This is a genomic window from Cellvibrio sp. (assembly GCF_053579595.1).
In genome coordinates, this window is record NZ_JBRFPI010000101.1 from 1 (window position 1) to 12,258 (window position 12,258).

The 12,258-nt window shown below is 50.0% G+C and carries 10 protein-coding genes; 6 read left to right on the forward strand and 4 right to left on the reverse strand.

Annotated elements, in window-relative coordinates:
• Together ACWA6V_RS08430 and ACWA6V_RS08435 are read right to left on the reverse strand one after the other, a co-directional pair.
• The coding region (locus ACWA6V_RS08430) for an SDR family NAD(P)-dependent oxidoreductase (RefSeq protein ID WP_449522071.1) at positions 1-166 on the reverse strand (166 nt) is incomplete at its 3' end.
• 29 nt (positions 167-195) lie between these two features.
• Positions 196-984: an SDR family NAD(P)-dependent oxidoreductase gene (locus ACWA6V_RS08435; protein WP_449522062.1), complete on the reverse strand. Its 789-nt coding sequence runs from the start codon at positions 982-984 to the stop codon at positions 196-198.
• A 160-nt stretch (positions 985-1,144) separates the two neighbouring features.
• Between ACWA6V_RS08435 and ACWA6V_RS08440 the strand changes: the two genes are divergently transcribed.
• On the forward strand, positions 1,145-1,729 hold the full coding sequence (locus ACWA6V_RS08440; RefSeq protein ID WP_449522063.1) for a TetR/AcrR family transcriptional regulator: 585 nt from the start codon (positions 1,145-1,147) through the stop codon (positions 1,727-1,729).
• Positions 1,730-1,808: 79 nt separating this feature from the next.
• On the opposite strand, the gene nhaD is transcribed toward ACWA6V_RS08440, so the two are convergent.
• Both nhaD and ettA read right to left on the reverse strand, forming a co-directional pair.
• A complete protein-coding gene (gene nhaD, locus ACWA6V_RS08445) occupies positions 1,809-3,257 on the reverse strand; it encodes a sodium:proton antiporter NhaD (RefSeq protein WP_449522064.1) in 1,449 nt (482 codons plus the stop codon).
• Positions 3,258-3,421: 164 nt separating this feature from the next.
• The gene (gene ettA / locus ACWA6V_RS08450) at positions 3,422-5,086 is read right to left on the reverse strand and encodes an energy-dependent translational throttle protein EttA (RefSeq protein WP_449522065.1); all 1,665 of its coding nucleotides are present in this window, start codon (positions 5,084-5,086) and stop codon (positions 3,422-3,424) included.
• A 243-nt stretch (positions 5,087-5,329) separates the two neighbouring features.
• On the opposite strand from ettA, the gene ACWA6V_RS08455 reads away from it, so the two are divergent.
• The 5 genes from ACWA6V_RS08455 to ACWA6V_RS08475 form a co-directional block, all read left to right on the forward strand.
• Positions 5,330-6,514 carry a TonB family protein gene (locus ACWA6V_RS08455; RefSeq protein ID WP_449522066.1) on the forward strand — a complete coding sequence of 395 codons (1,185 nt, stop codon included), beginning with the start codon at positions 5,330-5,332 and terminating at the stop codon, positions 6,512-6,514.
• 91 nt (positions 6,515-6,605) lie between these two features.
• Positions 6,606-7,811 (forward strand): patatin-like phospholipase family protein, encoded by a 1,206-nt coding sequence (locus ACWA6V_RS08460; RefSeq protein WP_449522067.1) that lies wholly within the window; start codon positions 6,606-6,608, stop codon positions 7,809-7,811.
• Between the two features lie 166 nt (positions 7,812-7,977).
• Positions 7,978-10,263, forward strand: a complete 2,286-nt coding sequence (locus ACWA6V_RS08465; protein WP_449522068.1) for a glycoside hydrolase family 16 protein — start codon at positions 7,978-7,980, stop codon at positions 10,261-10,263.
• Positions 10,264-10,417: 154 nt separating this feature from the next.
• Positions 10,418-10,639, forward strand: coding sequence for a hypothetical protein (locus ACWA6V_RS08470; protein WP_449522069.1), 222 nt, complete (start codon positions 10,418-10,420; stop codon positions 10,637-10,639).
• A 196-nt stretch (positions 10,640-10,835) separates the two neighbouring features.
• Positions 10,836-12,258: pentapeptide repeat-containing protein (locus tag ACWA6V_RS08475; RefSeq protein ID WP_449522070.1), on the forward strand; the 1,423-nt coding region annotated here is incomplete at its 3' end.

Genomic DNA, 12,258 nt, shown 5'->3' on the forward strand with positions numbered 1-12,258 from the left:
GCATCGGGAAGGGATATTGGCCGGCTTTGGCGCCGCGTCTGCTAGTGCCGTAGACCTTGTAGCCCGCAGCCAGGAGTTTGATGGCCGTGGCTTCGCCGATGCCCGACGAGGCGCCGGTTACGAGAGCTACAGGGCTGGTTGGATTCACAATGTTCATGGTTTTCATCCGGGTAATTTATCGGTATCGGGTGTTTGTTAAGAGGCTGATTTATATCGCTCAGCGGCCTGTGCTTGATTGATGTCAGAAAGCAGAACTTGTCGCGCTGTATCAAGGGCATTCCAGTGCGTAACGTTTTGCAGTGGTGGGATGGTCACTAGCTCACGGCGATCAAATCCGACCAGCGCCGCATCAACCAAGTCGTCAACTTTCATCATCGCGGGATAGGTACTGATGTCGATGCCCGCACGGTCCCAAATTTCCGTGTAGGTTCCGGCAGGAAGCACCGCCTGGACATAAATACCCTTGGGCGAAAGTTCCAAATGCAGGCCTTGTGAAAGGAACAGCACGAAGGCCTTGGTTGCACCATAGACCGACATTTGGAATTCAGGTGCGAGGCCAACCACTGAGCTGATATTGATGATTGCGCCTGTACCGGCTTGTACCAAGCGTGGTGCAACCGCGTTTGAAAGCCGCGCCAGTGCGGTGGTATTGAGCGCGATAAGCTGCTCGACTTGATCGGGCGTTTGCTCAATAAAGCTTCCCGACTGCGCAATTCCAGCATTATTGATCAGCGTTCCGATACGTGCGTCATTGCGCAAGCGTGCTTCGACGGTGAGTAAATCATTGGGTTTGGTAAGATCAGCTGGCATGACATCGACGTTGACGCCGTATTCATGATTCAGGCGTGACGCGAGGGCATCGAGACGCACTTTGTCGCGCGCAACCAGCACAAGATCGTGGCCGCGCTGCGCAAAACGTTCGGCGTAGGTTGCACCTATGCCAGTGGACGCGCCGGTAATAAGAACGGAAGTTGAATTAGTCATGTGTTTGCTCTCTGGGTTGAAAAGTGGTGGCGTTCAGGTCTGAACTGTTATTAATGATGATGATCATAATCAAAACTGTCAAGAGGTTTGATTATGATCATCATCAATGTATTATGAGTGTCATATTTTCGGGCTTGGACCATAGGGGGGAGATAACACGATGAAGGTCACTAAAGCGCAGGTGCAGGAAAATCGGGCGCGCATCGTTGCGATGGCCTCGGTGCTGTTTCGTGAGCGTGGTTATGACGGCGTGGGTGTGGCGGAGTTAATGGCGGCGGCCGGTTTAACCCACGGCGGGTTCTACAAGCATTTCAAATCCAAAGCGGATTTGATGGCCGAGGCAGCGGCTGAGGGGTTAGCGCAATCGGCAGCAAATACTGCCGATATAGACGTAGTTGCGTTCGTAAATCAGTACTTGTCCCGGCAGCACCGTGATGCGCCGGGCGATGGCTGCACCATGGCGGCGCTTTGTGGAGATGCCGCACGCCAACCGGAGTCCATCAAAGCGGTATTTGCGGCAGGAATTGAGCGCCAGCTCGCCATACTGGAAAGCAGTAATGAAACTGAAGATGAAAGCGCGAAGCGCGAAGCACGAGCCAGGATGATCGACACCATGGCGCATGCCGTGGGCGCAATTGTTTTATCGCGCGCCTGCCCGGATGATTCCCCGTTAGCGGATGAAATTTTGGAGGTTTGTCGAGCGCAGATTCTCGGTCAGTTAAGATCGCCACCTGCACCGATATAATTACTTTCGACAATGAAATACATCAATAAAAAAGCGCAGATGCAGTTTGGCAATCTACGCTTTTTTATTGAATAAATTTTTACATCATCGCCGCATTCAGCCACAAGTGAGCATACACGCTGGAGAAATATCCCAACGCAACTACTGGCGTCCATTTTAAATGGCCGATGAAGCTGTAATAGCCACGCGCTTGCCCCATGAGTGCAACGCCTGCCGCTGAACCAATCGACAACATACTGCCGCCCACGCCGGTTGTTAACGTGATGAGTAGCCATTGGCCTTGGGAGAAATCCGGAGCCATAGTGAGCACGGCATACATCACGGGGATATTATCGATCACTGCGGAAATTAATCCCAAGCTGATATTGGAAATAGTCGCGCTGAAATTACCGTAGAGTGATTCAGAAAGTAGTGTCAGGTAACCCATAAAACCTAGCCCGCCTACACACATAATTACACCGTAGAAAAATAATAGTGTGTCCCATTCCAGCCGCGCTAAAGGTTGAAATACATCAAAGGGCAAGGGAACTTTGGTGATGGGGTTTTCGTTCTTGTCGGGCATAAAATCGGTATTCATTTGCTCGACTTTTTTCAAATCCACAATCCCTTTTTTACGCAGATAGAATCCGTAAATTTTCAGATAGGCCAGGCCCAGCATCATCCCCAATACTGGGGGCATATGGATGAGCACGTGGCCGAGTACGGCGCTGGCGATAGTGGCGAGGAATAAAAATAGGATCGGGAAGGCGCCTTCTTTGTAGGTGAGTGTTTCCAAAAACAAATCTTCCGCATCTTTGTGCGAGGGGCGATTTTTTATAAAGAAACTCATGATCGCGGCAGGCACCAAAAAGTTTACTAGTGAAGGAATAAATAAATGGAAGAAGGTGAAGAAGTCCACTTTTCCAGCTTGCCATACCATCAGGGTCGTAATATCACCAAAAGGGCTGAAGGCGCCACCGGCATTTGCGGCGACGATAATATTCACGCAGCACATATTGATAAACGCTTTTTCGCCATCGGCGATTTTTAATACCACCGCACACATCAATAAAGCCGTAGTGAGGTTGTCGGCGATGGGTGAAATAAAAAATGCCATCAAGCCGGTTATCCAAAATAATTGGCGATAACTAAAGCCTTTTTTGATTAGCCAGCCGCGCAGTGAGTTAAATAAACCGCGTTCATCCATCGCATTAATGTAGGTCATGGCGACCAGCAAAAATAACATCAACTCGGCGAATTCAAGCAGTGTGTGGCGAAACGCTTGCTCAGCAAGTTCAGATTGGTCGTGCTGAGTGTAAATCCAACCAATGATGACCCAGATAATCCCCGCTGCAGCGAGTACCGGTTTGGATTTGCGCAAATGTAATTTTTCTTCAAGCATCACAAAGGCATAGGCGATAACAAATAGGCCTACGCAAAACCAACCGGCTGTGGTGTTGGTGAGGTTGAGTCCATCTGCAGCAAAGGTGTTATTGCTGAAGCACAGCGCCAAAAGGGGCAAGATAAGCAGCAGGGATTTTTGTGGCATGGTGTCTCCTTGTGAATTGATTGGGTTCGTTGTTTTTATGGATACCCGCGTTCGCGGGTATGGAGAAAATGGTTTTTTCAGAATCTGATTACGCATTGTGGGCCGCATAAACAAAAAAGGCAGCTCGTGGGAGCTGCCTTTTCAGTTTCATTACATTTCTTATCTTACGCCTTCAGCGGTTTGTACTTCATGCGCTTCGGTTGAGAATCTTGCCCCTTACGTTTGACGAAATCCTCGTGATATTCCGTGTAGTTGCCTTCAAAGAAAACAATATCGGAATCGCCTTCATACGCGAGTATGTGGGTTGCAATACGGTCAAGGAACCAGCGGTCATGCGAGATCACCAATACGCAGCCAGGGAAGGCGAGAATTGCATCTTCCAATGCGCGCAGGGTTTCAATGTCCAAATCGTTTGAGGGTTCGTCGAGTAACAGAACGTTCGCGCCTTGCTTCAAGGTGTTGGCCAAATGCAAACGGCCACGCTCACCACCAGAGAGTTCGCCCACACGTTTTTGCTGATCACCGCCTTTAAAGTTAAAGCGACCCAGGTAAGAGCGCGAGCTCACTTCGTAGTTGCCGATTTTCAAAATATCCAAACCGACGGATACCGCTTCCCACACGGATTTTTTATCGTCGAGGTTTTCGCGGCTCTGCTCAACGTAGGCGACTTTGACAGTCTCGCCTATGGTGACGGTGCCGCTATCGGGTTTTTCAGTGCCGGAGATCATGCGGAACAAAGTCGATTTACCGGCGCCGTTACCGCCGACAATACCCACCACTGCACCTTTAGGAATGCTCAGCGACAAATTGTCGATCAGCAGGCGATCGCCATAACCTTTGCTCACGTTTTCCAGCACGATCACTTTATCGCCCAAACGCTCGCCCGGCGGAATGTAGATCTCGTTGGTCTCGTTACGCGCCTGGAATTCTTGCGATTGCAATTCATCAAAGCGGGCCAGACGCGCCTTGCTCTTGGCTTGACGGCCTTTAGGGTTCTGGCGCACCCATTCCAATTCGGTTTTCAATGCTTTTTGGTGGGCGGCTTCAGTGCGTTGTTCTTGCTCCAGACGCGCATCTTTTTGTTCCAACCAGCTGGTGTAGTTGCCTTCATATGGAATGCCGTGGCCACGGTCGAGTTCCAGAATCCAACCGGCGGCGTTATCGAGGAAGTAGCGATCATGGGTAATCGCCACTACGGTGCCGGTGAAGCTGTGGAGGAATTGTTCCAGCCAATATACGGATTCAGCATCCAAGTGGTTGGTCGGTTCGTCGAGCAATAACATATCGGGGCGTGACAACAGCAAGCGGCAGAGCGCCACACGGCGGCGTTCACCACCAGACAGTACGGTTACGTCTGCATCCCACGGCGGCAGGCGCAAGGCATCGGCAGCAACTTCTAAGGTATGTTGCAGGTTGTGCGCATCCCAGGCCTGGATGATGTCTTCGCACTTGGCTTGTTTCTTCGCCAACTCGTCAAAATCGGCGTCGGGTTCGGCGTAGGCAGCGTAGATTTGGTCCAGCTCAGCCAGCGCATCAACCGCTTCGCGCACACCGTCTTGCACATTGCCCAGTACATCTTTGGCTGGGTCGAGTTGCGGTTCCTGCGGCAGATAGCCGATTTTCAGGTTTGGCATGGGGCGGGCTTCGCCGTTAAAATCCTGATCCACGCCCGCCATGATGCGCAGGAGGGTGGATTTACCCGAGCCGTTCAACCCGAGCACACCGATCTTGGCGCCGGGGAAGAAGGAGAGGGAGATATCTTTCAGGATTTCACGCTTGGGCGGCACAATCTTGCCGAGCCTATGCATGCTAAATACGTATTGAGCCATGGGGCTTAACCTCGTGGTGCAGGCGATGGGGAAGGGATCGGCCCACCGCCAATGACAGGGAATTTTTTCAGCGGGCGTACTATAAAGAATGCCTTCGGGAAGGGAAAGCGGCATTCATGGCTCAGTTGAGATCCCTCTTGGTTAAGTATCGGTCGCCTTGCGCAAGTATTTGGGTGTTTGTCGTATATCTGACTTATTTCCCCGCTAGGCTGCGCTCCAGTGAATGCAATTGGGGGCGACAAAGTGTCAGTGAAATTGTGGGCGATTTGTGCGGGTTTATTGCTGTTGATGAGTAATAGTCTGCGGGCGGAAGCGGATTTAAACGGTGTGGCAGCCTATTCCGAATTGGGCAATGAGTTATTTATCGCGGCGCTCTACGCAGGCCAAACGGGCACCAATGCGCAGGAGTTGATCAATGGCAGTTATCCCAAACGGATGGAGCTAAAAATCCTCGCCAAGCAGGGTATTACCCAGCGGCAGTTCAGCCGGATATGGCGCGAGTCAGTGGCGATCAATAACACCCGCGATGCGCTTATCGCCCAAGCCGAGAACATGGTCTATTTTGAGGAGCTGGTGCGCGATCGGTTGGAATCTAATGATCATTTAGTGATTGCCTATACGCCTTTGAGGGGCGTGGATGTAAGCCTCAATTCAATCCTGCTCGGTCACATTGAGGACGATGCCTTTTTCACCCTACTGCTGAGATCCTGGATTGGCCCTGTGCCCTCATCAACTGGGTTTCGCGATGATTTATTAAAAGCGAATACGGCAGATACCGCGCTCGTTAACCGATTTAATGCGATGTATCCGCGCAATGCCCGAATTGAAATTGCCAAAAGTTGGCTGCCGGTAGTTGCGCCTCCGCCGGAAGACGTTGATAAACCTGAAGTGCCAGTCGCGGTTACAACACCTGCCGCAGCGCCAGTTGCGACGACGGTAACTGAACCCAAAATCCTGACGGCAGAGAAACCCGCTATTGTAAAACCTGAGGTTTCACCGCCAGTTCCTGTCGCGCTCAAAACCGCCTCACCCGGTTCCGAACCAATTGCTGCAGTAGCAGCTGCTGCGGAAAAAAAACCAGTGCAGGCCGCGGCAAATCCGGAGCCAGGTTTGAGCAAGGCGCAAGCGTTGTTGGCCAGGCAGTTTTACATGGCCGATGTATTTAAAAAAATAAACGCCCATGTCGATTACCCAAGGCGCGCACAGCAGTTGCGTCAAACAGGCACAGTGAGGTTGTCCGTGGTAATTGATGGTACTGGGAATGTCAAAACGGTTGCGCCCGTTGAAGAGCTGGACTTTGTGATGTTAAACAAAGCGGCATTAGCAGCTGTGCGCAGTGCTGCTCCCTTTGCACCGTTACCGGCCGGGCTGGATGTGGCAGAGCTGGAACTGTCAGTGCCTATTACTTTTGCGCTGGGAGAGTTATAGCGGCTGGAATCTCAATAATTTGCTGCAAGTGCTGCAACCTCTTGCTATAACGTTCAGGCACCAACTCCAGGAAGAAGAGGAATTATTCGCCGTGAACTCTGTGCTTTTCACTAAATACCTCGGGCAGATAGCGTTGCTTATGCTTGCGGTCTGCCTGTGTGCTTGCGGTTATGTATCGCGCGTGCCCACTTATTTTTCGCCAACGCTTAAAGCATCGGCGACCTTTTCCCCGTTTGATCGTTTTCGGTTTGTGGCGACTGATCCACAGGGTGTGCTCTCGTTTATGCAGAATCTGGATCAGGACCGCTACTTTAATCGCACCGGTGGAATGCGTGCGCTGGCGATTTCTGGCGGTGGTGCCAACGGCGCGTTTGGTGCGGGAATGCTGGTGGGGTGGAGCCAGGATAAGGATCGCCCGGTGTTTGATATGGTGACCGGAATTAGTACGGGTTCGTTAATTGCCCCCTTTGCGTTTGCCGGTCCGTCCTGGGATGAATCCTTAGCGGCGGCTTATCACGATCCTCAGGCAGCAAAATTGACACGCTGGGGCGGCGGCTTTTTTTATCGCCCTTCACTCTATAGTGGCAAACCACTGGCCGCGTTGGTTGCGCGTTATATCAATGCCGAGTTGCTGAAGGCCATTGCCAATGGCCATCGCGCCGGGCGGCGGTTATTGGTGGTGACGACGAATTTGGATACCCAGGAAACCATGGTATGGGATATGGGTAGCATTGCCATTTCGGCGGAGCAGCCAGATGATAACGGTAATGCGCTCGCGCTATTTCGCGCGGTGTTAACGGCATCTGCCAGTGTGCCGGGCATATTCCCCCCGGTGGTGATTACCGATGGCAAAAATACTGAAGTGCACGCCGACGGCGGCATCAATGCGCCATTTTTGTTGTTGCCCGAATCACTTGCGGCGGCGCAGATCAGCAGCCCACGCCTTAAACCGGAACAGTTGTATGTGATTATCAATGGCCAAACTGATATCACTGCCGCCCCTTTGACTGGTGGCACTATGGCGATAGTCGGACGTTCGTTTGATTCCATGAGCCGTGCGAATTTGCGCGCGCACCTGATTATCTCGACCGCTTTTGCGCAGCGCCATGGTGCGACTTTTGGCTATGCGGTGATTCCGGCGAAAGTGAATGCCGATCCGTTGAATTTTGATCCCATCCACATGGAAACATTATTTCAGTTGGGATTAAAAACCCGTGTTAAAACCCGCTATCTGGATCACTTTATTGCGCCCTGCGATTGTGGTGCGTCTGCTTTTATGGAAAGCGCCAAAAAGTGAGTCCCATCTTGCAAATCGCAATCTGAAACAATCCACCTTGCAACAATACTCAACGTGGGACGAAAAGTCTGGCGCATCACTGTACATTCTGCCGCGTCTCAATGTTCGGCAATGCTTTCTGCATCACCTGCGAATCAATAAAAATAATCATTCAATAGGTTACAAAATGAATATCAATAATAATGTCGGCCTCAAAGCCAAATTAGCTGCAGCAATGGGAACTCTATTGTTCGCTGCTGCGCCGGTCATGGCTGATGTGTTAAATCCAACTATCGGAAGTCTGTTGTACGAAGAAAACTTCAACACCCTCGACTCGTCTGTATGGAACTCCATCGAAGGCGATGGCTGCGCAATTGGCCTGTGCGGCTGGGGCAACCAAGAGTTGCAATACTATCGCGCAAACAACCTCACAATCGAAAATGTCCCCTTTGAACCAGCGACTAAAGCGCTCGCCATCCAAGCCAAACGCGAAACTTTTGGTGGCAGTGCCTTTACCTCCGGCAAGATCACCACCGAAAACAAACTGCAAATTAAATACGGCATGATCGAAATCCGTATGAGTACACCGCAAGTGGGCTTGGGTTTATGGCCTGCAGCCTGGATGCTCGGCACCAGCCTTGCTACCTGGCCAGCGAAGGGTGAAATTGACATTATGGAAATGGGTCATCGCGCACAGGCGATGGCCGATGCCGGTTTCCCTGGTGCAGACATTAATAGTTATGTCGGTTCCAACGCGATTTTTTACGCGAACGCTGCCTGCGTTCCAGCCAACCCGACGTGTGCCGCATCAACTGCATGGCAAACCGACAATGCTTATGTAGCGCATACACCACTCACTAATCGTTTTGTGAAATACCGTTTGTATTGGACTGATAGCCAAATTCGTTTCACCGTAATCGATAACGGTGTTGAAACGGATATGTACCAAAATCCTATTCCGGTAAATGAAGAGTCCTCAGAATTCCAGGCTCCCTTTTATCTGCTCTTTAATTTGGCGGTAGGTGGCAACTTTACCGATGCAGCCAATGCAGGTCAGGTAACTGCGCCATTGCCGGGCAAAATGTATGTGGACTATGTGCGCGTCTATCAATTGGATGGCAAAGGCGAAGTGAAACTGGGCAGTCAGGTCAAACCTGAAACCGGCACCTTCGGCGTATTCACTGACAATACTGCAACTACTAACAAGCAAGTTGCGGGTGCGAGTTCGGATATCTGGATCTGGAACACCACATCCACTACAGCGGGTACTACAGCAGCTTACGAAGGCACTAATGTGATTGCCTGGAAATACACTGCACCGCAATGGTTTGGTGGTGGCATTGCATCGCGTCAAGCGCGTGACATGAGCAGATTTGTGAACGGCAATATGAAATTCCGTATCAAAATTCCCGCGAATGTTGCGTTCAAAATTGGTGTGCAAGATACCTACACTAATCAAAATTGGTTGACCTTCCCAGCCAACACCACTACCTATGGGTTAGTGCGTAACGGTGATTGGGCGCAGGCAACAGTTCCCGTTTCTGCACTGCGCGGCAGTTTGGTTGCTCTGCAATCCATGTCAACCTTGTTTAGCATCGCCAGTGTTGATGGCGCTCTGCCAACCAGCAATTTTGAAATGGCGATTGATGATGTTATTTGGGAGTGTGGTACCAGCACAGATTGTCAGGCAGCGGTATCGTCCTCATCTGCGCCATCCAGTGTTGCGCCTTCAAGCCGTTCAAGCACACCCAGCAGCGTCGCGCCCTCAAGCCGTTCGAGCACACCTTCCAGTGTTGCACCATCAAGCCGTTCAAGTTCTTCAGTAGCGCCAAGCAGTTCATCGGTCGCCGCTAACACGAATGGCCACACTGTGTTGTCCAGCACCAGCGTAAAGTTTTTTGTTAACAATGCCGCTTGGGCAGATATTCACTACACCATCAATAATGGCCCGCAACAAAATATTCGCCTGACGCACAATGCCGATAATTCCAATACCTTAACCGTTGCGGGAATTCCTGCAGGTGCGCTGGTGAAATACAGCTACACCATCGGCCAGGCAGTAGGTGCGATAGATACGGCATGGGCACAATTTAATTTGCCAATGGCCAGTAGCTCTGCAAGCTCAGTGAAAAGTTCGGTAGCGAGCTCGGTTAAAAGTTCAGTGACCAGTACTGTTAAAAGCTCAGTTGCAAGCTCGATAAGAAGTTCTGTGGCAAGTTCTGCAGCTACTTACGGCTATACCAAACTGAGCGCAACCAGTGTGAGATTTTATGCAAACAATTCACCCTGGACGGACATTCACTACACCGTTAATGGTGGCGCGCAACAAAATATCCGCATGACGCACAACGCAGATAACACCAATGTGTACACCCTGAGTGGTGTTCCTGCCGGTGCAGTGATTCGCTATTTCTATACCATCGGCCAAGCCGTTGGCGCAGTCGATACTGCCTGGGTGCAATTCAATCTGTAATGTATTAACAAAAGCGGCTAATGATTAGTTAGGAAATGGTGTAAGTTCTTGAGCCCCTTTTTAGGGGCTTTTTTTTGCCTATTTTTTTAGGTTTATGAATCGTCAGTTACAGGCTATATACTTTGCGCAAACCACCACCGGGCAGTAATTAGTTATGCATCCTTTTCCGCAGGGTTATCGCAAAGTTGACGATGGCGACGTGATTCGGGCTGGGGATTTAGCCTTGGGCAAAGTAACATCTGCCTGCGGCCAAGGGAGCTATGGCTGGAAAAATGTTGCTCCGCATTTGATTGGGCAGGAGTTTTTTGAGGGGGCAATTGAGTTGGGGCATCCGCTATTGTTGATTCGAAAAATCGATAGTGATTCGATTGCCTAATTGTGAAGAATTGTAATTGCAGGGCAAAAAACACCTCGCTCGCCGCTAAATAGAAGCCCGTCCACTCGAATCTCCCTCTGAGTGATAGTAATATTACTTATCTTAAAAAAACAAAAAATACAGCCGGGAGCTACAAGGATTATTTTCTTGTAAGTAAGCGTTATAAGTAGGTATTAACTGAGAGATCACTACCAAAATGGACAAAGAACGGATACTTCAGGAACTTAAAAAGGGCGCTACGTCCTGGAATAACTGGCGCAAACGCCATGCAATAGGCGAGATCAATCTCGATGGCATCGAGTTGGATAGTGTCAACTTCGATGAATTCGATTTATCAAAAGTATCATTACGCAATGCGCGTATTACGCATTGCAGTTTTAAATATGCCGATCTCATTTTGGCAAATCTGCAACACTCTGACTTAAAAAACAATGATTTTTCCAATGCAAAATTGATCGCCGCCAATCTCGGCAATTGTGACCTCAGCGGCTCAGTGTTGTTTCTCGCCAATATGCTCACCGCCAATACGCGCAATGCTCGGCTCGAAAATATTGATTTCCGTGGGCATGATATCAGCGGCTTAATGCTGCGCGATGTATCGCTAGCGGGCAGTAATCTTGAAGGGCAGCAACTCTCTCGCGTTGATCTCAGCAATTCCAATCTTTCCGGCGTGAATTTGCAAGGCGCAGATTTAGCCAACACTTTATTTACCGGTGCCAACCTTACCAATGCCGATTTGCGCGGCGCCACTTTATCCGGTGCTATTTTTAAATCGGCTAACTTAAGTGGTGTCGATTTAAATGGAATGGATTTGCACAAAGCGGATTTTACCGCAGCCAATTTAAGCCATTGCGATTTGCGCAACGCTAATCTCACTAAAACAAAATTAGCCAGTGCCAATATTACCGGTGCGAAGTTATGGAAAATCACCACTGCCGGTTGGGCAATTGCCAATATCGAATGTACTTATGCGTACTGGGATAAATCTGGCAAAGAAAAAACTATCTATCGCAACCACGAATTCGAGCGGATTTTTGCCGAGGCCATCACTATCGAATTGCGGTATCCATATCGCTTGGCTGACCATGAATTAGCGACACTGCCGATTTTTATCGAGCATTTGGCGGCAGTGCATTGGGGCACTATTTTACGGTTGAAATCCATCAGCGATGTCGCTGGGGGTGCGCTAGTCAAATTTGTGGTGGAAGAGGTGGGTAGCCACAATCCGACAGAATTAAAAAACCAGTTACAAGCTGAGGCTGAACGCATCCAATTAGCGCAATTAATGTTGCGTACCAATACCCAATTGCATTTGCAATTAAAAGAAAAAGTGGGCGCTATCCGCGAAGAATTTTGGCCGCGTTTATTGGAATTGGCTGCCGACCATGAAAAAGATCAGGTGCGCAATCTCACGATTTTATTTATGGATTTAAAAGGTTTTTCCAAATGGCGCGATGATGAGCTGTCAGAAAAATTATCGCTGTTCCGCGGGTTGGTAAAACCCATCCTCAAAAAATGGGCAGCGGGTCACCCCAACATGGAAGGTGATTCCCTGCGTGTGACCTTTACCAATGCGACGGCGGGTTTGTCCTGCGCTTGTATGATGCGCAATGTATTAA